The sequence below is a fragment of the Erythrobacter sp. S57(2025) genome, assembly GCF_057365055.1.
On record NZ_CP200299.1, the window covers coordinates 752,094 to 774,286 of the forward strand.

A 22,193-nucleotide genomic window follows, 5' to 3' on the forward strand; every position below is an offset into this window, starting at 1 on the left:
CGAGAATTCCAGCCCTTCTTGCTTCGTTGAATGAGCGCGTGTGGTTAGCCGCGGTCGAGTGAAAAACGCCCCGGACCAAAGGCTGCAATCGCAAACATCCCGCCACCAATCGCTAGGTTCTTCAAGAACAAAGTAAGCTCGATTTGTTCGGCAAAATTGTTGTGAAAGAGAATGGCCGCGGCGATGCTGAATACACCCAAGGCCGCTGCTGCGTAACGTGCTTTGAAGCCCGCAGCGAGCAGCAATCCGCCGCCAACTTCAAGCGCGACAGTGCCCCAATAAACCAGTTCGGGTAAGGGCAGGCCAGCGCTGCTGATATAGCCAATCGTGCCATCGGCTGAGGTAAGTTTGTTGATCCCGGCCAGAATGAACAGAGCGGCAAGCAGCAACCGTGCGATCAGTGCAGTGGCGTCTTGCGAAGCCGATGGTGAGGCATTCAACACGCTCGATTGGTCAAGTGATGAAGTGGTCATGATACGTCTCCCGAAATCGTGTTAGGCTGCAATTGCGGCGGCTTGTTCATGCGCAGCGGTGATCTTTGCTTCGCCATCTTGGCCCATAATTCCATCGGCTGCGACTATTTCGACCTCTGTGATGCCGAGGAAACCTAGGAAGAAGGTCAGCCAGCTTGACATGAAATCCATGTCTGAGCCGATCGGCGTTCCACCAGAGGCGGCGGTGATGTAGGCCTTCTTGCCTTTAAGCAGACCCACCGGGCCGTTCTCTGTGTATTTGAACGTGGTGCCAGCACGCGCGACCAAATCGGCCCAGGCTTTTACGCTCGCTGGCACCCCGAAATTGTAGACTGGCGAGCTGATGACGATGGTGTCGGCGGCTTGCAGTTCGGCGATCAGTGTGTCGGCAATCTGTGCGAGCTCTGCTTGCTCTGCGGTGCGTTCGTCCACGGCTGCAAGGTTGGCGGCAAAGCGTTCTGCGCTGATCAGTGGCAAGTCATTAGCGGCCAGATCGCGCGTCGTGATTGCAGCATCGCCCTTGGCAGCAATGGCATCGACTAGGCGCTTACCAAGCGCGGTCGAAACACTCGCATCGCCTTGAATGCTGGCGGTGATGTGAAGGATATTGGTCATTGGAATTCTCCGATCATAAGGAAAAAGGGTGGGGCCGACCTTGGGGGAAGGGGGAGTTGGTCGGCCCCGAGGGGTAGGTTTAGGAAGCGTCGACGAGGACGACTTCGCTGTCTTCAAGCGCGGTGATGGTCACCTGATTGAGCTGCGTGATGGCAACGCCGTCGCGGGCGTTTGCCTCAATGTCACCGACGCGGATCTTGCCGGTAGCAGGCACGAGATAGAGGTGCCTTGATGCATCCTCGACCTCGTAACTCACGCTTTCGCCTGCCTTGATCGTGGCACCCAGCACACGGGCATTGGTGCGAATGGGTAGGGCGTCATCATCATTGGCAATTCCGCTCGCGAGCGGGACAAAAGCACCAGCGCGGCTGTCTTTGGGGAATTGCTTGGCACCCCAGCTTGGTTCACCGCCGCGGCTTTCAGGAATGATCCAGATTTGGAAGAGCGTGGTGTCTTCGCCTTCCAGATTGTATTCCGAATGCCGAACGCCATTGCCGGCGCTCATGACTTGCACATCACCTGCTTCGGTGCGGCCTTCATTGCCCATGCTATCGCGGTGGGTGATGGCGCCTTTGCGGACATAGGTGATTATTTCCATGTCCTCATGCGGGTGAGTGGGAAAACCGGTGCCGGGCTGGATCGTGTCATCATTCCAGACCCGCAAAGATCCCCAATTGACCCGCGCAGGATCATGGTAACCGCCAAAGGCAAAGTGGTGATGTGCGTCCAACCAACCGTGATTGGCAGCGCCGAGCGAGTTAAATGGCCGAAGTTCGATCATAGCTTGTCTCCTATTTGAGCGGCGCCGCGATTGGCATTTCCGCTGTCGTTGAAGAGGAGATAGGCTGAGAAGGATAATTGGATAAGTGCGATAAAACTTGCCAAAATGTTCAGATTATCCGAACATATGAGCCATGAAGCTTGGCGATCCCTCCCTCGATCAACTCCGCATATTCCTTGCTGTAGTGGAGCAGGGCAGCTTTGGCGGTGCCGCGCGCGCAATGGGGCGGGCGGTTTCGGCGATCAGTTACGGCATTGCTCAGCTTGAGGCGCAGCTCGGCGTCAGCGTATTCGAACGCGAAGGGTCGCGCAAACCGGTGCTTACCGAAGCGGGCGAAGGCTTGCTGGCCGAGGCTCGACGCGTAACCGACAGCGTCGATGCACTTCTTGCCAAAACGCAGAGCTTGCACGCGGGGCTTGAGAGCACGGTGGCGTTGGTGCTCGATGTGATGGTGCCCGGAAGTGTTACTGCACAGGTCCTGAGCGATTTTCGCCAAACCTTTCCTACCATCGCCCTCAATCTGCGGGTTGAGGGGCTGGGCGCGGTTGCGAGCTGCTTGATTGATGAAGAGGGTGATCTGGCCATTGGCGGGCCGATTATCGGCGAAGACCCCTTGTTAGAGCGGCAAGCGATCGGTTCGGTTGAACTGATCCCAGTTGCCGCGCCCGATCATCCCTTGGCACAATCGAACATAGCACCGGGCGAAAGCCGGAAGCATCTGCAACTCGTCCTGTCTGATCGGTCAACCCGCACCGAGGGACGCGAATTTTCGGTGTTAAGCCCGCTCACATGGCGGCTTGGCGACTTGGGGGCAAAACATTCGCTGCTCAAACAAGGGCTGGGCTGGGGTAATATGCCGCGCCCCATGGTGGCAGGTGATTTGGCAGGCGGCGCATTGGTTGAGCTCGACCTGCCAGAAAAGCCCGGCGACAATTACACGCTCAATGCACTTTGGCGGCGCGACACGCGGTTGGGGCCTGCGACCAGTTGGCTAATAGACGCGTTTCGCGATCAATTGGGCGACTAAGCGGGTGTAATTCGCCGTGCGATAAAGGGAATAAAGCGCACCATCGCCGTGAGCCGCCAAAGCACGCCCCAGACCACGCCGAGGCCTATCCAGAGCGTAAAACCATGCGGGCTTGATGCTAAGTTGCGAAGCATGACTTCGACTTCTCCGTGGTAAATCGCCAAGGCGATGAAGCACAGCACCGCGCCCACGGCTCCCATTGCTGGGACGAGGAGGTTAGCCGCCCATGGCGTACCCGTTTTCGCGACAATGACTTCGACCGGCACCAACAGGATGAGAGCGATGACATAGGCAGGGATCAGCCCGATCATCGGGATGAGCAAGAGCATACTCATCGCCGGTTCCCCCGAGCTCCAAATGAGCAATAGCAAGGGCACGCAAAAGAAAATCGTGCAGGCAAGACAGCGGAACAGAAAGAAGAGCAGCAGCATCGATCAAGCCGCTCGTCGCAGCCACTTCAATGCATCAACCCGGTCATCAAAGAACTCAACCTCCAGCCCTTCGCTCAGCCGCCGGTACTGCATTTTCACCAGGGCAGAGGCGTTGCAGATCGCGACCCGCTTAAGCCCATAGGGTTGCGAGGCGATCAGGTGGTCGCGGATGATGTCGCCGGTTTCGCGCGCTTGCGGTGTGAAGCCAGCCATCTCACCAATCACATGGATCGGTCTTTCAGCTTTGGTCAGTGGCCAGGCGGCTTTGTTTAGATCAGTCACCAATTGCTGCATCTCGTCTAAGCCGAACAGGCCGGAGACCCAAAAATGCACCTCGTTTTGAGCGAGGTCATTGGCCACGCGCGATGCCGGTTTAAGACTGGACACTTGGGTTAGTTCTTGCCTTCGCGAAGCCACGTTTGAGCTGCACCGAAGTCGTCAAAGAATTCGACCGTCAAACCTTGGCTAAGGCGGCGATATTGCATTTTGACCAGAGCTGATGCGCCGATCACGGCCAGTCGCTGGAGGCCAAATTTGCGCGCCTGCAGCAAGTGATCCCGGATTGCGTCGGAAGTTTCTCTGTCTTGCGGCACAAATTCAGTGAAATCGATCGACGCGTAAATGGGCTTTCGCGCCTTTACGAGCGGCAAGCAGGCGTCATTGACTGCATCGAAATAGGTCTGGATTGTCTGAAGGTTCCAGAACCCTCCGACCTTGGAATGGACTTCGCAATTCGCCTCATCAAAGGCGATGTCTTGAAAAGGTGTCAGCGCTTCCATGCCGCAGGGATAGCTCAATACGGTGAAAAGAGCGTAAACACTGCAAGGGTTCGAAACCTAGGTCGGCCCGAAAGAAACGGGCTCGTCCCCGCTCCGCCATGGCGTGAATTTGGGCATCACATTGGCGAACAGATCAGAGGCGAGATGCCCACCAAGCCAGGGGTGCAAATGCGGCAAGTCCTGCGCGTCAAACCAAGCGCGATTGTGGTTGGCAAATTGCCGGATGAACGGAAACAGCGCGATATCAGCAAGGGTGCGCTCGGTGCCTGAAAGCTGCCCATGCTCGGCAATGCGGGCATCCCAGCGCTCTAGGATCGCAAGACCCTCCGCCTGATGATCGACGCTTCCGTGATCGGCTTCGTGTTCATAACGGTTGGGATATTTGTAGCGATCTAGATGATGTTTGAACGGCCCATCGGCCTCAGCGATCAGCGCCGCATCGTCGCCGTCCAGCCAGCCTTCGGGATCGGACTGGCTGAGCGCCCAGCGCATCACCGCGATGCTTTCATCCACGACAGTGCCGTCGTCCAGAACCAGAACCGGAACGGTCGCTTTGGGGGAGGCTTCGGCAAGCTCGGGCGGCTTATTCGCAAGCTTTACCTCGCGCAGTTCCACAGTGATGCCAGCGATCCACAAAGCCATTCGCCCGCGCATCGCATAGGGGCAGCGGCGAAAGGAATAGAGGACCGGGAGCGCAGTCACTCCTCACCTTTTTCCGGGTCGGGTTCAGTCAGTACGCCGCTTGGAAAATTCGCCTCCCACCCGCCATCGGGCAGACCTGCGTGGTTGCTTTCCTGCTCAATCGTCGCGCCAACATGCGTTTCACCACGTTGCTTTGCGAGCTGCTGTTGGCGTTGCCGTTCGGCGTAGCGGGAGCGTTGCGCCTCATCGCGATCGTCAATGCAATGCGGGCAGCTTACGCCTGGCGCATAATCGTCGCTCGCCATTTCCTCTTCGGACAATGGCATCCGGCAGGCAAAACACTGTCCATACGACCCTTGCTCCAACCCGTGCTTAACCGAAACGCGCTGGTCAAAGACGAAGCATTCGCCGTCCCATTTGCTCTCTTCGGCAGGCACCGTTTCGAGATATTTGAGGATGCCACCTTTCAGATGGAACACATCCTCAATCCCCTCTTTGCGTAGGAAGCTGGTCGATTTCTCGCAGCGAATTCCGCCGGTGCAGAACATCGCGACCTTCTTTTTGCCATCGAGCAGGTCATCGCGGTTTTCGCGGAACCATGCGGGGAAGTCGCGAAAGCTGGGAGTTTTGGGATCGACCGCGCCCTCGAACGTACCGATCGCAACCTCATAATCGTTGCGTGTGTCGATAACGACGGTGTCGGGATCAGAGATCAGCGCGTTCCAATCCATCGGATCGACATAGCGCCCAACGCTGGCGCGGGGATCGACGCCGGGTTCGCCCATGGTCACGATCTCGCGCTTCAGCCGCACTTTCATACGGTTGAACGGACGCTCATCCGCGTAGGAGAATTTGACGTCAAACTCGCCGCATCCGGGCAGCGAGCGAATGTGGTCAAGAACCTGCGCAATACCATCAACCGAGCCCGCAATCGTGCCGTTGATCCCTTCAGGCGCGAGCAGGATCGTGCCCACGGTTCCAGCCTCTTCACAAACGGCAAGCAAGGGCGCTTGGTGCGCCTCATGATCCTCAAAAGGCGTGAAACAATAAAGGGCAGCGACTTGGAAGTGGGCGGTCATGGTTAAACCCGCGTCACCCAGCCGTGTTGATCCGCAACGTGGCCCATTTGCACGCCGATCAGTTTTTCACGCATTTTGTTGGCCATTTGACCGATGCCGCCCGTGCCGATGGTGAATTCTCCATCGTGGGAGGCGACGGTGCCGACGGGTGTGACCACCGCAGCGGTGCCGCAGGCGAGTGTTTCGAGCAACTCGCCGCTTTCCGCTTCTGCGCGCCATTGGTCGATGGAGTACGGTTCCTCGCGCACTTCAAGCCCCTCTTCGCGCAGCATCGCGATCAAAGTGTCGCGGGTGATGCCGGGCAGGATCGTGCCGGTAAGGTTGGGGGTGATGACGCTGCCATCTTTGCGAATGAAGAACAGGTTCATGCCGCCCAGTTCCTCAATCCATTTCTTCTCAATCGCATCGAGGAAGACGACCTGATCGCATCCCTTTGCAATCGCCTCAGCTTGCGGGACGAGGGAGGCTGCATAATTGCCGCCTGTTTTGGCTGCGCCGGTGCCGCCGGGGGCTGCGCGAACATAATCTTGGCTGACCCATATTTTCACTGGGTTCACGCCGTTCTTGAAGTAATTGCCGGTGGAGACGACGATCACGACGAACATGTATTTCTTCGCCGGACGAACGCCCAAAAACGCCTCATTCGCGAACATAAACGGGCGGATGTAGAGCGAGCCGCCTTCAACGCTCGGCATCCAGTCCGCATCGGTTTGAACGGCAAGTTTGACCGCTTCGAGGAACAGCTCTTCTGGAATCTCCGGCATCGCCATCCGCCGTGCGCTGGCGTTAAAGCGCTGAGCGTTCGCCTCAGGCCGGAACAGCGAGAGCCCGCCATCGGCATGGGCGAAGGCCTTCATCCCTTCGAAGATCTCTTGCGCATAATGAAGCACGCTGGCCGCCGGATCGAGGGCAATAGGACCGCGCGGGCCAATACGCGGCGAGTGCCAGCCACCTCCCACAGAACCGGCAGCGTCTTCGTCATAGTCAATCGTGACCATGTGATCAGTGAATACGGTGCCAAAGCCGGGATCAGCGATTGAAGCGATCCGATCAGCGTCAGGTGTGGGCGAAGGGTGGGGTAGGCGAGTGAAGTGCATGCGAGAGCGGATAATAGGGAGCGCACACAAGAGCAAGAATTGTGATTAGTAGATTTTACTCCCGCATGCGGGGCACCGCTTACGAACCCAAGGGATGTATTACACGAAGTCCCCACCATTGTGGCTTGATGGGTCTTTGTCATCATGGAAGACGACATACTCAGTGACCAATCCGTGTCCGCAGGGTCGCTTTTGGCAGCAAATAACAAAAGCAGCTGATGCGAATACAAGGAATGGCGGCACTCCCGCCAATCTGATGTCTTCGGGTAGCCACCAAAGCGCTGAAAGTGAAAGACATGCTAGCGCAACGATTAGCGGCAGCCATGGAAAGAAATAACGCATGGACATCGACTAAATCGAAAGCGCAACTTTATCAAAGCTCTATATGAAAAGGGCGCTTCCGCCTTACGGGGAAACGCCCTTTCATGGTCAGCGGCGGTAAGCGCCGCTCACAATGCCTTACTCGGTAGGATAAATTACCGAATATGCCTCGTGCGGAAACTTGCCGACCCCTCTACTGAACCATGAGACATCGGATCACCTCCTTTCGCGCTAGTAAGCCAAGACCCGTGCGTATCACCGGCGGGCCGAGAGCCGCGTTTGCCGCTGGCCTCGATTGACAATCTGAATCATGCGCGGGTGCGGCGCAAGACTTGAATAAAGTTTTTCCCACGTCATAATCGCTCGCTCACCCAAATCGCGGATTGGCCGACACGCTAGGGGGTTCACCCTGAGTGTGAGTGGTTTTCGAGGGGGATGTTCACAGCCTGTGGACGCCTTGCGGACAAGCCTGTGGATATTAATGTATAGAATCGGTGTCGCTGATGTTCCGCATCCGCGGCGCGATGTCATCGCTCATACGATCTAAAGGTCGCGTCGCTGCGGGCGCGCATTCGCGCTGGCGGTTTGCGCTGCGAACAGATTATCGTGCGACCGTCGGGACTAGATCAGCGGCAATCCTCAATCACGCGGCTGATTTCGACCCATGCGGGGACGTAAAGCGTGCGTTCGCCTTCGACACCGATTGCGACGCGCCCTTTGGTTATCGCCATTGCGTCGAGGATCGGGTCGCGCGGGTCCAACTTTGCCGCGAGGATCAAGAGGCTGGGGCCCGACACTGGACTTGCAACCAATTCGCGCGTCGTCGTCTCAGTTGAGATGCGCATCACGCGGTCGCCCGTCGGGCTTTGAGCTGTGAACCGGCCAAGTCCAATGTCGCGTGCTGTTTTGTCGCAGCGCAAGACAAATCTCACGTCCCCGCCATCAACAAAAGCCGCAAGCGTCTCGCCCGGGTCGTTGGAATAAACCCAAGTCCCTGCTGTCTGCGGTGCGTCGAGATAATTCTCGAAAACCGGTTCTGACACGACAGGGGGCGGTGGAGGCGGTGCAGCGGGCGGAGTTGAGGCAGGGGCAGGCGCCGATGTCGCCACAGGCTCAGGCTGGACAAAGCGCTCTTGAACACCTGCGCTACAGGCTGCGACGATTGCGGTCAGCGCCAATGCGCCCGCTGCATGGAAGTACGTTGCTTTCATCCCGCTTCAATGCGCGCTATCGGATTGCGCGTCTATGACTAAGAGCCCGAAATCCTCTAAAAAAATACGTGTCGACCAGCTTTTGGTTGAGCGTGAACTGGTGGAGAGCCGCACGCGCGCTCAGGCGCTGATTATGGCGGGCGTTGTGTTTGCGGGCGAACAAAAGGTCGCAAAGCCCGGCCAACAAGTCAGCGCGGATGTCGCATTAGAAGTGCGCGGGCGCGATCACCCTTGGGTCAGCCGGGGAGGGATTAAGCTGGCGCATGCGATTGAGCAATTTCAGCTCGACCCAAAAGGCGCAGTTGCGATGGATGTGGGTAGCTCCACTGGTGGCTTTACCGACGTGCTGCTGACCAATGGCGCAGCGCATGTTTTTGCGGTCGATAGCGGGACAAATCAGCTCGCATGGAAGCTTCGCCAAGATGATCGCGTCACCGTGCTCGAACAGACCAGCGCGCGCATACTCACGCGTGATCACATAACCAAAGAGTGCAATTGGGTGGTGTGCGATGCGAGCTTTATCGCGCTGTCAAAAGTGCTCGAGCGCCCGCTCGAACTGGCGGCACAAAACTGCCAGTTGGTCGCCCTGATCAAACCGCAATTTGAAGTTGCCCGCGAAGAAGTTGGCAAAGGCGGCGTGGTCCGCGATCCCGCTCTGCACCAGCGTGTATGCGGCGAAGTTCGGGAATGGTTAGAGGGGCTTGGCTGGGACATTGAAGGGATCGTCGAAAGCCCGATCACGGGCCCACAAGGCAATGTCGAGTTTTTGGTGAGTGCGAAAAGGGGTTAACCCAAGTCCATCCCGCCGATCTTTGCGTCCAGGTCAATCGGGATTGAGGATAGCACTTCGACGCCGCTCGCTTTTTCGTAAGCCTTGTCGCCATGTTCGGCGATCAGCTCAGCGTGACGCGCATCGCGTTCGCGCAGCAGTTCGGCGATTTCCTCGCGGTAAAGTGCGACCATCGCAGTTACAAAGCGGTTCACGCAGTCATCTTGCGCGGTGTGATCGACGTTGAAGTCGGGCACGTGGTCGATCATCGTCTCGGCTGGGTAGAGAAACTCGTTCGTCACGAACCGGTTTACCGTGAACCAGCTGCGCGGAATGCCCATCGTGTTGATTGAGAGCGCGATCAGGTGGGTCACATGCGCTTTGGCGTCTTCGCCTTGTGGCGGCCAGACCTTTGGCTCCAAACCTTCGGGCAACTGCGTGCGGTGAAGGAACAGGTGAAAGTGTCCGTGCTCGTCTTCTTCTCGGCTACCGGGCGCATGAACATGATAATACCAGCGCGATTTGCAGAATTTGTCGCGCGCATCCTTCTCTGGATAATGCGTCCAGAACTTCGCGCCGTCTTCGGGCACGACGCGCAGCATGAGCGGCTTTTGCTCCTGCGCCATTTGCGTGATCGTCTCGATAACGGTGTGAGCTGCTTCAACAGGTGTCATAAAGCCAAGTTCTAGCGTTCTTCCATCAAAGTTACAGTGGTTTGATGCGGCCCCGTGTGAAGCCCCGTCTGGAGCCCCGTGTGAAGCTTTGTGTGTGAGGCACAAAAAAACCGGCGGCAACCATGAAGGTGCCACCGGTCTTTTTCATACGCAATTGCGTGTGAGTAAGCTGTATCAGCCTATCACTCAGCAGCGGCGCAGCATGCAGCTGCACAGCAGCCAGCAGCTTCACAGCCTTCAGCGGCGCAGCAGCCAGCGGCTTCACAGCCTTCAGCGGCGCAGCAGCCAGCAGCTTCGCAACCTTCAGCTGCACAGCAGCCAGCAGCGCAATCAGCAACTGCAGTGGTGTCAGCGTCGGTTGCAGCTTCGTCAGCAGGAGCTGAGCAAGCGGCAGTTGCAAGTGCGAGACCACCAGAAACGGCGAGCATCGATGCAAAGTTGGTCTTTTTCATTAATCTGTTTCCCCTCATTGAAATCCGCCCAAGCAGCGAAGTCCAGTTCATGAAAGTGAGGCGCGCTATCTGAATTCCCACCGAGCAGCGCCCCGAATCACGGCAAGAATGTGGCAACGCTAACACAATGTTGGGCAAGCGCCCATGCCCTTATCCCATCTTTTTCGTATTTTGCCGCAAACCACGCTCATGCTGCGTCAATTGGGGGCAAGGGGGCGGGGCGCAATTTGCGCGCGGCGCGCCCTCGTGTATCGGGGGTTTCGGCGCGAGAAGGTAATCGAATCGCGCTAACGGGTTAGGGCTTAATTGCGGCCGCTGAGTGGACACTTGGTCAAGGCCGGGAGTGACGATGAACTTACTCGCATCCAAAGCGCAATTGCGCGCAAGTTTTTTCCGCTGGGCATTGTTTCTTGTGCCCCTGATCGTGCTGCTTGGCTTTACCGCCGGGCAATTGGGCAGCCCCAAAACGGCGTGGTTTGAAAGCCTGACCAAGCCTGACAGCTTCCCGCCGCCTGCTTTATTCGGGATCGTCTGGGGCATCCTATATGCGATGATCGGAGCTGCCTTGGCCCTAGTCGTCAGCGCGTGGGGCGCGCATGGCCGCGGAATCGCTATCATTGCCTTTGCCGTCCATTTCATCGGCAACCTCGCATGGACCCCGGTTTTCTTTGGCATGCAGGACATGAACACCGCTCTCTATATCGTGGCCTATGTCGCGCTGAGTTTGGTGCTTGTCATCTGGCTGTTCTGGCGCGTGCGCAAACTCGCAGCTCTTTTGCTGGTGCCGTATCTGGCCTGGGCGAGCTTTGCGACATTCCTCAATTACGAATTCATCCAAGCGAACCCCGATGGCGGCGCCAGCGCGGATGACGGCGCGATTGAGCGGATTGAGTTATAGGAAGCACACACGAGGCTCTCACTGAAAATCGGGCCGCGCAGCGGACCGCAAGGGCGACTGCCCGCCCGAGCTTATGCGAGGATAGCCAAGCGAGCCGAATGGCTCGTGCCCGGCGCAAGAGGGCTAAAACAAAAGATGCTTGCCCCAAGCGGCAAGCATCGCCAAATAGCGCGCATGCAAAGCGAAAACCCCATCATCGCCGACTTCGTCAAACTCGCAAACTCTGCCGCTGGCACTATGGCCGGCATGGGCCGAGAGGCGCGCGAAAATGCGCGTGAGAAAATGCGTGAGGCAATGGGCGGCATGGATTTCGTAACCCGCGAAGAGTTCGAGACGGTCAAAGCCATGGCGCAAAAGGCCCGCGAACAGGCCGACGCTCTCGAAGCGCGCTTGGCTGAGCTTGAAGCCAAGACCAAGTAAGCTGCTCTTTGTGAGGCGCGCTCGCATATGAACTTGCGCGCTCCCGCCATTCTTATCGCATCACGCCCTCAGGGCGAGACCGGTTCTATTGCGCGCTTGCTCACCGAAAAACACGGCCTTGTCGCAGGTTATGTTGCGGGCGGGCGGGGGCGGCAATTGCGACCCGTTATGATTCCGGGCAATTCAGTTGAGATGGAGCTGCGCGCCAAATCGGATAGCCAGCTGCCTTTTGTTCGACTGGAACTGGCGACAAGCCGCGCGCAGTGGATGACTGAACCACTGCCTGCCGCAGCGATTCAATGGGCCTGCGCACTGACCGCATCAAGCCTGCCTGAGCGCGCGCCGTACCCCAATATCTACTCCGGCCTCGACGCGCTGCTCACCGCGATCTGTCATGCGCCGTCCGCGCGGGGATGGCTTGCCGCGATGGTCGGATATGAGGCGATGTTGCTGAGCGAGCTGGGCTATGGCGGGAACAAGCCTGACCTTAGCGATGACTTCCCCGCGCAGTTCGAAGCTTTCCGCAGCTTACACAAGCCAATTCGCGACCACTTGCTTGCCGAGCGCTCTCGCGATGTTATGGCGGCTCGCACAGCGCTGGGTCAGCGATTGGCGCGAATGGTGTAGATGAGGTGTTATCGATGAAGATTGCAGTCCTGCCCGGCGATGGGATCGGTCCTGAAGTCACAGCCGAAGCGGTGCGCGTGCTCGAAGCGCTTGGCCTGCCCGGGCTAACCTTGTTCGATGGCGATGTTGGCGGAGCGGCTTACAAGCGCCACGGCCACCCATTGCCGCACGAAACACTGACAATGGCGAAGGAATGCGATGCGGTGCTGTTCGGCGCAGTGGGCGATCCTGATTGCGACGCGCTGGACAGGCATTTGCGTCCAGAACAGGCGATCCTTGGTTTACGCAAAGAACTGGACCTGTTCGCAAACTTACGCCCTGCAAAGGTCTTTAAAGGTCTGGAGCACCTCTCCCCATTGCAACCGGACATTGCGAGCCAGCTCGACATGATGATCGTGCGCGAGCTGACCGGCGACGTCTATTTCGGTGAAAAGGGCGAGCGCGTTGCAACAGATGGCAGCCGCGAGGGATGGGACATGATGTCCTATTGCGAGACCGAAGTGCGCCGCATTGCGCAGGTCGCCTTTCGCACAGCGCGCGGCGGTGATGACAAATTGCGCGTCACCAGCGTTGATAAAGCCAATGTGCTGGAGACCAGCCAGGTCTGGCGCGACACGGTGAAGGCAGCAGCGGTCGCGCATCCCGATATCGACCTTGACCATATGTATGTCGACAATGCCGCGATGCAGATCATCAGCAATCCGGGTGGGTTTGGCGTGATCCTGACGGGCAATCTGTTTGGCGATATCCTGTCTGACCTTGCCAGCGCAGCAGTAGGCTCCATAGGCCTGTTGGCGAGCGCTTCAATGGGCGAGAGGCAAACGGCGCACGGCATCTTCGGCCTTTATGAACCGATCCATGGCAGCGCGCCTGACATTGCTGGCCAAGGCAAGGCAAATCCTATGGCGACGATCCTGTCCGCTGCGATGATGCTACGCCATTCCTTTGGGTTGGATGCAGAGGCTGCGCGGATCGAAGCCGCAGTTGAGCAGGCGCTTGCCGATGGCATCCTCGGCGGCGATTTGGGCGGTTCGCATGGCACGAAAGCGATTGGCGATGCGGTGCTTGAGCGGCTCTGAGGCCGAGTAAGCACTCATGCCGCTCGACCTCGCCATAATCCTCCCCACGCTCAATGAGCGCGGCAATCTTGCGCCTTTGGTGGAGCGGATTGAGACAGCGTTGGGCGCCGATGGCTGGGAAGTCCTGATCGTCGATGATGACAGCAAGGATGGCACAGCAGACGAGGCGCGTGCACTGGCGCTTACCGACAGACGTGTGCGGGTAATCCAGCGGATCGGCAGGCGCGGCCTGGCTAGCGCGGCCATCGAGGGGTTCTGCGCAACAGCCGCGCCCTTCGTAGCGGTAATGGATGCCGACCATCAGCATGATCCAGCGCTGCTTTCCGGAATGTTGGCAAGTCTGAAAGCGGGCGAGGCGGACATCTGCGTTGCCAGCCGCTTTGCCGAAGGCGCGAGCATGGAGGATTGGGCCAATCCTGAGCGCGAAAAACTGTCTGACTTCGCTAATTCCGTCGCGCGTCGCATCACAGGGGTCGAGCTGACCGATCCGATGAGCGGCTATTTTATGCTGCCAAGCAGCACCGCCCGCGCACTCGTCCCGCGCCTTTCGGGGATCGGTTTCAAGATACTGCTCGACCTTCTCGCGACGTCCGATGCACCGATGCGGGTGAAGGAGTTTCCACTCAATTTTGCTGCCCGGCGCGAAGGGGAGAGCAAGCTCGATCGCGCGGTTTTGTTCGACTTTCTCGCAGGGCTCTATGACAAGACGCTTGGCCGGGTCATCCCCACACGCTTTGCGCTGTTCGGCACAGTCGGAGCGCTGGGCGTGGTGGTCCATATGGCGGTGCTGGGAGCTCTACTATTGGGTTTGGGCGAAGGCTTTGCGCTCGCCCAAGGGATCGCGGTGCTATGCGCGATGAGCTTCAATTTCTGGCTCAACAATTGGCTGACCTACCGCGACAAACGTTTGAAAGGCGCGGGGCCAGTGCTGCGTGGTTGGGTCGGCTTCTGCCTCACCTGCGCGGTGGGAGCCTTCGCCAATGTCGCCGTTGCGACGCTGCTGGAGAGCCAAGGCATATTCTGGGCACTCGCCGCGCTCGCAGGCATATTGATTGGCTCAGTTTGGAACTACGCCCTTTCCAGCCGCTTCGTCTGGGGGCGATTTTAGCGCCACCCCGAAATCCAGGTCCACTCGGCAAAGCTCATTGGGCCTTCCAGCTCAGCGGCGCTCAGGATCGGGAAGAATAGCGCGAAGACGATGCAGCTCGCGGCCACCACGCCATAGGCCAAGTAGTTTTGCCCGCGCGCTTTTAGATCGCTGAGTGACAAGGCGAGGGCGGCGAGCAGGAACAGGCTTGGGACGAAATAGTGGTAGTAAAACTGCACAGGCTTTGGCGCGATCAGCCATAGGCCCAGCGTCACGCCATATCCCACGACCACTCCAATCCGCGCCCAATCCCCGCGATAGAGCCCGATGCACAGGCACCATGCGAGCGCAGGCAGGCCCAGCAGCATCGTCAGCGGATTGCCGATCAGCAGCACCCCGCGCTGCGCCTCATCCACATGCTCATACAAATACCAGATGCCGCGCGTGTTCAGCACCCATTGCGGCCATGTACTTTGGTAGGAATGCGGGGCGAGGACGGATTGCTGCAACTCTAGGATCTCACCGTGAAACCCGATCAGGCCTTTCTCACCGAGGGGGGAAGGATTGAGCGGTGTGCCCAGCCAATATCCCGGCACAAATGTGAGCGCATAGATCACCAGCGGGACAATGCCGAGCCATATGCCAGCCTCCACAAGGCTCACTCCCGGCACTGGCAATCCGCGCGTGCTGGTGAGCAGATGTTTGCGGCCCGCGGCCAGCCTTGCAGCGAAGAAGGTGAGGCCAAATGCCATCGCCAGCGGCACTGCATTCCACTTTGACGCAAGCGCGCAGCCGATCGCTATGCCGGTGAGCGCCAGACGCCAGTGCCCCGTTTCAGGCTCACGGATGGCAGCGGTGAATTGCCATGCGGCGAGCGTTAGAAACGCCACCATAAAGATATCGAGCATCGCGATGCGGGCATGGACGAACATGTGAAAGCCCGTCGCCAGCAGCACGCCAAAGGCAACAACGGCAAACCGATCAGAGCTCGCATGCCAGATCGCCCGCATAGCCGCGATCATCGCGATAGTGCCCGCAATGAGCGACATGATGCGCCACCCCAGAGGATTATCGCCAAACAGCACGATCCCCAGCGCCATCAGCTCTTTGGCAAGCAGCGGGTGTTCACGGTTGATGTATTTGCCGCTCAGCCCCTCCCACATGGACACAAATTCGCGCGCGGCGGGCAAGTAGTGGACTTCATCGAAGAACGGGCTTGTCGGGACCGTAAGCCTGATGCTCGCAAGACCGGCGAAGAGTGCCGGGATTACGAGGCACCACAGCCACGGATCGCGCGGATGCTCTGGCGGGGCACCAAGCGCATCTGTGTCTGGGAGGGGGTTAGAGGCGGTCTGCGACATTGGGCGCGACGATTAAGGCCGCGCCCAATGCGGGGCAAGAGTGGATTACGAAGCGGCAGGCTTAGCCGGCGCGGTGTTGCTCGATTGTGGCGCGACTTGGGCTTGCTCCAACCAGAACAGGCGGGCGCACATGGCGAGCAAACCGATGCTGGCGGTGCAACCACATAGCAGCGCCCATAGCGGCACATTCATGCCCACTTTGCGCGCGCGCGGCGCAATGAAGAACAGCGCGATCATCACGCACATCACTAGATCCCACCACACTTGCAGGCCGGTCATGTCTTGCGAGTGGTTGACGAAGAACTGCACCACGCCTTCATTGGCGATCTGCACCGCCGTAAACGCGCCAAAGCCAGCGGCGAGCGATGCGGCGAGGGTGGCATTGCCTATCTCGCGCTTTGTCAAAAGGATGGTAACAAGGGCGATGGCGCCGAAAATGGTGATGGCCAACCAGATGATTTCGAGGGTATTCATGGGACTACCTTCCTTTTATGTAGCATGTGCTACAAACGGCAATAGCAATATGTAGCACTCGCTACAAGAGGAAATGAAAATAGCGTCCACAACCTCCCCCGCTGCCAAGGCAAAAGGCCAATCGAAGGGCCAATCCAAGAGCATGTCACGCGATGTCTTGCTGCCAAAGCTTGCCGCCCATGTGCTGGCAAACGGACTTGGCGGCGCGAGCTTGCGCCCCCTTGCCAAGGCGGCTGGCACGTCGGACCGGATGCTGATCTACCACTTCGGCAACAAAGAGACGCTGATTGCCGATTTGCTGGAGCATATTGCCAGTATCTACTCCGCCGCTCTCGATGCCGCGATGGGGACCGAGCGCTCGGCGACGCGCAAGCAGGCGCTTGCCAAGATCCTTGGAAAATCGCGTGAACCTATGATGCAGCCATTCATGGCCCTGTGGTGGGAGATTGTCGCAGGCGCGGCGCGCGGGCTGCCGGGATACAGGCAGGCGGCGGACGAAATGATGACCCGCCAGCTCGCTTGGCTCGAAGGGCAAATGCCACTTGATGACCCCGATCCGGTCGGAGGTGCGCGCTATCTACTCACTTTGATAGAGGGCACTTTGATGCTGGGCACAGTGGGCCATGCACGCACCGCGCGCGAAGGCGTGCTTGCGAGCGACCTTTTTGACGATTAAGCCGCTCGCGATATGAAAAAGACCACCGGAATGAACCGCGCCGTGACGCGCAAATGGCGCCCTGCAACACAGGCGGTGCGCGGCGGCACATGGCGCACGGAGCATGGAGAGACGAGCGAGGCGCTCTTCCTCACTTCTGGTTATACTTACGACAACGCCGCTGAGGTTGCCGCGCGTTTCGCGGGCGAGGCTGAGGGCATGACTTATTCGCGCCTGCAAAACCCCACGGTCGCCATGCTCGAAGAACGCATTGCATTGATGGAAGGGGCTGAGGCCTGCCGCGCCCAAGCAAGCGGAATGGCGGCGATGACGGCGGCGCTTTTGTGCCAGCTATCGGCGGGCGAGCACGTGGTTGCCGCGCGCGCTGCGTTCGGCTCATGCCGCTGGCTCATCGACACGTTGCTGCCGAAGTTCGGGATCGAAACAAGCGTCATCGACAGCGCCGACAATGCCGCGTGGGAAGCCGCGATTAAGCCCAATACCAAGGTGTTCTTCTTCGAGACGCCCGCGAACCCGACGCTCGATATCGTCGACCTGCAATATGTCTGCGATCTGGCGCGCGCGCATGGGATCACAACGGTGGTCGACAACGCCTTTGCCTCGCCCGCTTTGCAGCGCCCGATGGAGTTTGGCGCGGACGTCGTTGCCTATTCCGCGACCAAGCTGATGGACGGGCAGGGCCGCGTTCTGGCAGGCGCGATTTGCGGGAGCGAAGAATGGGTGAACGAAACGCTGATGCCGTTCCAGCGCAACACCGGCCCCACGATCAGCGCCTTCAACGCGTGGGTCGTGCATAAGGGGTTGGAGACGCTCTCAATGCGCGCGCACCATCAAAGCCGCAGCGCGGTTGTCCTTGGCGAATTTCTGGAGCCGCGCGTGGTGAAAGCGGGCGGCGTGATGCAGCATCCGGGGCTCGCCAGCCATCCGCGTCACCAACTGGCGCTTGATCAGATGGAAGCGACCGGGCCGATCTTCGCCTTTGACGTAGGCACACGCGAACGCGCTTTTGCGATCCTCGACGCGCTGGAGCTGATCGATATCTCCAACAATATTGGCGATGCACGCAGCCTAATGTGTCACCCCGCCAGCACCACGCATGCGGGGCTAACCGACGAAGCCCGCGCAGAGATGGGCGTGACCGAGGGATTGTTGCGGATTAATGTGGGGTTGGAGGATATCGCGGACCTGACCGAAGATATGGACCGAGCGTTGGCGGCGGCGGGGGTTTAGGTCGCAGGGGGCATCACGGCTGGCTGTTTGCTAGGTAGCAGTCTGCCAGCTCACGACCCAATTGCGGACCTAGACCTCACTGCCAAATCTCGTCAAAAGCTGACCGTCCAATATAATCAAAAGGCGAGATATGCGCGTTGAACTGAGCTGTTCGCTTCCACAAAGGCCGGAGTGGGTTTGGGAGCGTGTGCAACAATCCTCTACCCTGGATTTCGTGGCTGGCCCTCTTATCCGGTTCAAGCCAAAAGCGTCTGCCTTTCCGGCGGTTTGGAAAGAAGGAGAATATCCTGCCAGCATTCGCCTGTTCGGTATCCTTCCAATCGGCAATCAAACAATTGGAATAGAGTATCCCCCCGATGCTCCGCCTATGACGCTGAGGGATAATGGGCGTGGAACTATGGCAAAGAAGTGGGACCACTGGATTTTCGTCCGATCCGAAGGGGACGGAACACGTTATACTGATCGGGTCGATGTTTCAGCTGGCGTGCTGACACCATTCGTCGCCCTTTTCGCAAGAACCTTCTACGCTCATCGACAACGCAGATGGAAGCGAATGGCTAAACGATAAAATCGTGTCTGCTTTTTGCGAGTTCGCTGCAAAAATAGACGGTCAGCAAACCACCCCCAGAACCGCCATCTCAAACCCGGATAGCGTCACCTAGAACCGGACCTCGAATACAAAAATCGGGGCAGTTCGCGCTTGCGAACCGCCCCGATCATTTAAGCACATCCAACCCGTCGATTTGTCGCCTGTGTTAGGGGCGCTGGTCTCTCGGGGTCGTTTGAAACGACTATCAAGGTTTGGAGGCGGGCTATCGCGGCTCACCCCCCGTATTACCGCTGATATACATCGTGATACATTTGAGTTCTGAATAAGGCGCGCAAGAACGCGATTAACGCGGTGTAAACTAACGCCTCTGTTCCTAACCGCTATTGTGCGCTGCATCATGCAAGCCTATGGGGGCGGCCTCTCTCCACACCCCCACGAAAGAATGACCATGGTGGCTGCAACCCAAGACCGCTCGTTTGCGGCGACATTCAAGCGCGACTGGCTGGCTCAGCCGCGCGCCGATATCCTTGCAGGCATCGTGGTCGCGCTCGCGCTTATCCCAGAGGCGATTGGCTTTGCGCTTATCGCGGGCGTTGATCCCAGTGTTGGCCTGTATGCCAGCGTCGCGATTGCGATGGTGATTGCGCTTACCGGCGGGCGTCCGGGAATGATCTCTGCCGCGACCGCTGCCGTGGCGGTCGTAGTGATCCCATTGGTGCGCGATCACGGGGTCGAATATCTGTTTGCCGCAACGATCCTGATGGGAGTTTTCCAAGGGATCGCAGCCATTCTGCGGCTTGATCTTCTTATGCAGTTTGTCAGTCGCAGCGTCATCACAGGCTTTGTCAACGCGCTCGCGATCCTGATTTTCATGGCCCAAATTCCGCAGCTTATGCCGGGTAATGCGGGCGTTGGCCCGTGGACCTGGGTGATGGTGGCAGCCGGTCTTGCGATCATTTACGGATTTCCGCGCATCACCAAAGTTGTGCCAAGTCCACTGGTGGCGATTGTGTTGCTAACCGCGGCGACGATCTGGTGGGGCCTGCCGGTCAATGATGTGGCAGGGGAAGGCAAATTGCCAGACGGCCTGCCGACCTTCGCATTGCCGGACGTACCGCTGACTTGGGAAACCCTGCGGATCATCGCGCCCTATTCGGCGACAATGGCTGCCGTGGGCCTGCTCGAAAGCTTGCTCACCGCGCAAATCGTCGACGATATGACGCATACTGAAAGCAACAAGCAGCGTGAAAGCGCGGGCCAGGGCATCGCCAATGTGGTCGCTGCCTGCTTTGGCGGCATGGGCGGCTGCGCGATGATCGGCCAGTCGGTGATCAACGTTGCATCTGGCGGGCGAGGGCGCTTGTCGACCTTTACCGCGGGCGCGTTTCTGCTGTTCCTGCTCACCGTGCTCGGGCCGTATGTTGGCCAAGTGCCTATGCCAGCGCTCGTTGCGGTGATGATCATGGTATCGATCGGTACGTTCAGTTGGAACTCCATTCCGAACCTACGCCGCCACCCGCCATCGAGCTCTGTCGTGATGGTCGCGACCGTGGTGGTGGTAGTATGGACGCATGATTTGGCGCTGGGCGTGCTGATCGGCGTGCTGCTCTCGGGCATCTTCTTTGCCAACAAGGTCCGCAACCTCTTCACGGTCGAACGCGTGCGCCGTCCGCATAGCGCGGTCTATGTCGTAACCGGCGAAATCTTCTTCGCCAGCGTCGACAAATTCATCGATCAGTTGGGGCCGGAAAGCCAATATGAGGACGCCGCACACAATGTCTTGATCGACGTATCCAAAGCGCATTTCTGGGACATCAGTGCAATCGGAGCGCTTGAAAAAGTCATCGAGCGCATGCGCCGCAATGGCCGCCATACGCGCGTTGTCGGATTGAACGCAGCGAGCGCAGACCTGTTCGATAAGTTTGCTCTGGAAGACCGGACCGGCGTTGAGCTGGGCCTAGCACCGATGGGGGCTGACTAAGAGCGGCGAGGCAATCGGCCTCTAGCGCTGCTTGCGGCCCGGCCAATTCTTTAGATGGAACCAGTCGCACTCAATATCGGGCCGAGCATCAGCGAGTGCCATGAATTCATCGAATGTCGAAACCGCCTTGGCACAGCGAAGGCTCTTCAGCTTGCTACAATTGATCAGAGGCGAGAGGTCTTTGTCCTTGAGGCTGACCGTAGTCAGCGACAACTCTTCAAAGGCAAAGCCTTCCAGCGGGGCAAGGCTTTCCAGCTTCTGATAAGTGTGGATCGAACCGTCCAGGCTAAGCCTTCTGAGACGATCCTTCAGTGGCACAAGCCAGTCCAGATTGAACAGACGCTTCGCATTTTCGATTTCAAGAACTTCGAGGTTCTTGAGCTTGGTAATCGGCGAGAAATCCTCGATTTTGTGCGGGGAATCGAGGCGCAGATTTTTGATGCTCTGCATCTTGACCAACCCGTCGAGAGACGTCGCGGTCATAGGGTAGAGCAAGCTGAGCGTTTCCAGCTGGGTTAGCTCGCAAATCTCGTCGAGGAAGTCCTGATTAACCCCGCCAGCGGAGAAGGCACGCAGGTTCGTGCGCGTTGAAATTCCGTGAAATGAGTTCTTCTCGCGATTGTGCCAGCCCGTTTCAGCGGTTGGGCTGATTTTGAGCCGGCGGGTGATCTCGTCTTCATCCATGCGCGCGACTTAGCCGATCAACGTTAAAAAAGCCTGCTAAGGGCCAGGGCCTACATCATCCTTCGCGCGGCCGATTGGCTTCGATGCACGCTTGCCAATCCGGTTTTGTCGTGCAACTTTTCTACGCAAGAGGGAGAGAATACACATGGCCAACCGCGTCGAGCTTATCTTCGATTTCGTCAGCCCCAACGCCTACATGATCTGGTGGCCTTTGCGTGAGATTGTGAAGCGTACAGGCGCTGAGCTGGATGTGACGCCGGTTTTTCTCGGTGGGATGCATCGCCTGACGGGCAATGCGCCGCCGATGATCCGAGACAAAGATGTGAAGGGCAAGGTCGAGTATTCGATGCTGGAGATGCAGCGCTTTATTGCCAAGCATCAGCTCACCAAATGGAAAATGCACCCCGCATTCCCGTTCAACTCGATCACTTTGCAGCGCATGCTTTATGCCGCTGATCAGGATGGGCGCGGCGTGCAATTTGTCGAAGCTCTGCTGCCCGCCATCTGGGAACAGGGCCTCGATTTTACAGATCAAGCCGCATTCGGCGCGGCTCTGAGTGCGGGGGGCTTTGACGCGGGCGATCTTTCCGCGCGCATTCAAACCGACGAAGTGAAACAGGGCCTTGTCGCCAACACCGATCATGCGGTGGAACGCGGCGCATTTGGCATTCCGACCATGTTTACAGGGCCAAAGGGCGGCGACACCGAAATGTTCTTTGGCAAGGAGCGCCTCGACCAGATTGAAGAGGAATTGGCGAAGGGGTGAGGGCGCGCC

At 58.4% G+C, this 22,193-nt stretch carries 26 protein-coding genes; 11 read left to right on the forward strand and 15 right to left on the reverse strand.

What is annotated here, in order from left to right:
* Window positions 1-44 precede the first annotated feature (44 nt).
* From AC0V6N_RS03515 to AC0V6N_RS03525, 3 genes are all read right to left on the reverse strand, one after another.
* A complete protein-coding gene (locus AC0V6N_RS03515) occupies window positions 45-473 on the reverse strand; it encodes a DoxX family protein (protein WP_486170209.1) in 429 nt (142 codons plus the stop codon).
* A gap of 21 nt (window positions 474-494) precedes the next feature.
* On the reverse strand, window positions 495-1,088 hold the full coding sequence (locus AC0V6N_RS03520) for an FMN-dependent NADH-azoreductase (RefSeq protein ID WP_486170210.1): 594 nt from the start codon (window positions 1,086-1,088) through the stop codon (window positions 495-497).
* A 79-nt stretch (window positions 1,089-1,167) separates the two neighbouring features.
* Window positions 1,168-1,869 (reverse strand): pirin family protein, encoded by a 702-nt coding sequence (locus AC0V6N_RS03525; protein ID WP_486170211.1) that lies wholly within the window; start codon window positions 1,867-1,869, stop codon window positions 1,168-1,170.
* A gap of 133 nt (window positions 1,870-2,002) precedes the next feature.
* On the opposite strand from AC0V6N_RS03525, the gene AC0V6N_RS03530 reads away from it, so the two are divergent.
* A complete protein-coding gene (locus AC0V6N_RS03530) occupies window positions 2,003-2,896 on the forward strand; it encodes a LysR family transcriptional regulator (protein ID WP_486170212.1) in 894 nt (297 codons plus the stop codon).
* On the opposite strand, the gene AC0V6N_RS03535 is transcribed toward AC0V6N_RS03530, so the two are convergent.
* The 7 genes from AC0V6N_RS03535 to AC0V6N_RS03565 form a co-directional block, all read right to left on the reverse strand.
* Entirely contained in the window at window positions 2,893-3,231 is a 339-nt protein-coding gene (locus AC0V6N_RS03535; protein WP_486170213.1) for a hypothetical protein, read from the reverse strand. The two genes, AC0V6N_RS03530 and AC0V6N_RS03535, sit on opposite strands and share 4 nt — an antisense overlap.
* Before the next feature lie 99 nt (window positions 3,232-3,330).
* A complete protein-coding gene (locus AC0V6N_RS03540; protein ID WP_486170214.1) occupies window positions 3,331-3,714 on the reverse strand; it encodes a hypothetical protein in 384 nt (127 codons plus the stop codon).
* A gap of 5 nt (window positions 3,715-3,719) precedes the next feature.
* Window positions 3,720-4,106 carry a hypothetical protein gene (locus AC0V6N_RS03545; protein WP_486170215.1) on the reverse strand — a complete coding sequence of 129 codons (387 nt, stop codon included), beginning with the start codon at window positions 4,104-4,106 and terminating at the stop codon, window positions 3,720-3,722.
* A 57-nt stretch (window positions 4,107-4,163) separates the two neighbouring features.
* Window positions 4,164-4,808, reverse strand: a complete 645-nt coding sequence (locus tag AC0V6N_RS03550; RefSeq protein ID WP_486170216.1) for a glutathione S-transferase — start codon at window positions 4,806-4,808, stop codon at window positions 4,164-4,166.
* Entirely contained in the window at window positions 4,805-5,827 is a 1,023-nt protein-coding gene (trhO, locus tag AC0V6N_RS03555) for an oxygen-dependent tRNA uridine(34) hydroxylase TrhO (protein WP_486170217.1), read from the reverse strand. The genes AC0V6N_RS03550 and trhO overlap by 4 nt, the downstream gene beginning before the upstream one ends.
* A 2-nt stretch (window positions 5,828-5,829) precedes the next feature.
* A complete protein-coding gene (locus AC0V6N_RS03560) occupies window positions 5,830-6,924 on the reverse strand; it encodes a branched-chain amino acid aminotransferase (RefSeq protein WP_486170218.1) in 1,095 nt (364 codons plus the stop codon).
* A 947-nt stretch (window positions 6,925-7,871) separates the two neighbouring features.
* Window positions 7,872-8,456: a hypothetical protein gene (locus AC0V6N_RS03565; protein WP_486170219.1), complete on the reverse strand. Its 585-nt coding sequence runs from the start codon at window positions 8,454-8,456 to the stop codon at window positions 7,872-7,874.
* Between the two features lie 34 nt (window positions 8,457-8,490).
* Between AC0V6N_RS03565 and AC0V6N_RS03570 the strand changes: the two genes are divergently transcribed.
* Window positions 8,491-9,246, forward strand: coding sequence for a TlyA family RNA methyltransferase (locus AC0V6N_RS03570; RefSeq protein WP_486170220.1), 756 nt, complete (start codon window positions 8,491-8,493; stop codon window positions 9,244-9,246).
* On the opposite strand, the gene AC0V6N_RS03575 is transcribed toward AC0V6N_RS03570, so the two are convergent.
* Window positions 9,243-9,899: a DUF6969 family protein gene (locus AC0V6N_RS03575; RefSeq protein ID WP_486170221.1), complete on the reverse strand. Its 657-nt coding sequence runs from the start codon at window positions 9,897-9,899 to the stop codon at window positions 9,243-9,245. The two genes, AC0V6N_RS03570 and AC0V6N_RS03575, sit on opposite strands and share 4 nt — an antisense overlap.
* 31 nt (window positions 9,900-9,930) lie before the next feature.
* Window positions 9,931-10,299 (reverse strand): hypothetical protein, encoded by a 369-nt coding sequence (locus AC0V6N_RS03580; RefSeq protein WP_486170222.1) that lies wholly within the window; start codon window positions 10,297-10,299, stop codon window positions 9,931-9,933.
* Window positions 10,300-10,700: 401 nt separating this feature from the next.
* On the opposite strand from AC0V6N_RS03580, the gene AC0V6N_RS03585 reads away from it, so the two are divergent.
* From AC0V6N_RS03585 to AC0V6N_RS03605, 5 genes are all read left to right on the forward strand, one after another.
* Window positions 10,701-11,249: a TspO/MBR family protein gene (locus AC0V6N_RS03585; protein WP_486170223.1), complete on the forward strand. Its 549-nt coding sequence runs from the start codon at window positions 10,701-10,703 to the stop codon at window positions 11,247-11,249.
* Between the two features lie 174 nt (window positions 11,250-11,423).
* Window positions 11,424-11,669: an accessory factor UbiK family protein gene (locus AC0V6N_RS03590; RefSeq protein ID WP_486170224.1), complete on the forward strand. Its 246-nt coding sequence runs from the start codon at window positions 11,424-11,426 to the stop codon at window positions 11,667-11,669.
* A gap of 27 nt (window positions 11,670-11,696) precedes the next feature.
* Window positions 11,697-12,296: a DNA repair protein RecO gene (gene recO / locus AC0V6N_RS03595; protein WP_486170225.1), complete on the forward strand. Its 600-nt coding sequence runs from the start codon at window positions 11,697-11,699 to the stop codon at window positions 12,294-12,296.
* A 14-nt stretch (window positions 12,297-12,310) separates the two neighbouring features.
* A complete protein-coding gene (gene leuB / locus AC0V6N_RS03600; protein ID WP_486170226.1) occupies window positions 12,311-13,375 on the forward strand; it encodes a 3-isopropylmalate dehydrogenase in 1,065 nt (354 codons plus the stop codon).
* A 16-nt stretch (window positions 13,376-13,391) separates the two neighbouring features.
* Window positions 13,392-14,483 carry a glycosyltransferase gene (locus AC0V6N_RS03605; protein ID WP_486170227.1) on the forward strand — a complete coding sequence of 364 codons (1,092 nt, stop codon included), beginning with the start codon at window positions 13,392-13,394 and terminating at the stop codon, window positions 14,481-14,483.
* Here AC0V6N_RS03605 and AC0V6N_RS03610 read toward each other — a convergent pair.
* Complete coding sequence (locus AC0V6N_RS03610; protein WP_486170228.1) at window positions 14,480-15,823, reverse strand: phospholipid carrier-dependent glycosyltransferase; 1,344 nt, start codon at window positions 15,821-15,823, stop codon at window positions 14,480-14,482. The genes AC0V6N_RS03605 and AC0V6N_RS03610 overlap by 4 nt on opposite strands.
* A 45-nt stretch (window positions 15,824-15,868) precedes the next feature.
* On the reverse strand, window positions 15,869-16,297 hold the full coding sequence (locus AC0V6N_RS03615; RefSeq protein WP_486170229.1) for a hypothetical protein: 429 nt from the start codon (window positions 16,295-16,297) through the stop codon (window positions 15,869-15,871).
* A gap of 142 nt (window positions 16,298-16,439) precedes the next feature.
* Between AC0V6N_RS03615 and AC0V6N_RS03620 the strand changes: the two genes are divergently transcribed.
* The 3 genes from AC0V6N_RS03620 to AC0V6N_RS03630 all read left to right on the forward strand — a co-directional run bounded on the left by AC0V6N_RS03620 (window position 16,440) and on the right by AC0V6N_RS03630 (window position 20,734).
* Window positions 16,440-16,973 (forward strand): TetR/AcrR family transcriptional regulator, encoded by a 534-nt coding sequence (locus AC0V6N_RS03620; RefSeq protein ID WP_486170230.1) that lies wholly within the window; start codon window positions 16,440-16,442, stop codon window positions 16,971-16,973.
* Between the two features lie 12 nt (window positions 16,974-16,985).
* The gene (locus AC0V6N_RS03625; protein WP_486170231.1) at window positions 16,986-18,203 is read left to right on the forward strand and encodes a trans-sulfuration enzyme family protein; all 1,218 of its coding nucleotides are present in this window, start codon (window positions 16,986-16,988) and stop codon (window positions 18,201-18,203) included.
* A 992-nt stretch (window positions 18,204-19,195) separates the two neighbouring features.
* Window positions 19,196-20,734, forward strand: a complete 1,539-nt coding sequence (locus AC0V6N_RS03630) for a SulP family inorganic anion transporter (protein ID WP_486170232.1) — start codon at window positions 19,196-19,198, stop codon at window positions 20,732-20,734.
* Window positions 20,735-20,755: 21 nt separating this feature from the next.
* Here AC0V6N_RS03630 and AC0V6N_RS03635 read toward each other — a convergent pair whose 3' ends face one another.
* Entirely contained in the window at window positions 20,756-21,418 is a 663-nt protein-coding gene (locus AC0V6N_RS03635) for a hypothetical protein (RefSeq protein ID WP_486170233.1), read from the reverse strand.
* A gap of 145 nt (window positions 21,419-21,563) precedes the next feature.
* Between AC0V6N_RS03635 and AC0V6N_RS03640 the strand changes: the two genes are divergently transcribed.
* The gene (locus AC0V6N_RS03640) at window positions 21,564-22,184 is read left to right on the forward strand and encodes a DsbA family protein (protein WP_486170234.1); all 621 of its coding nucleotides are present in this window, start codon (window positions 21,564-21,566) and stop codon (window positions 22,182-22,184) included.
* Window positions 22,185-22,193: the final 9 nt, after the last annotated feature.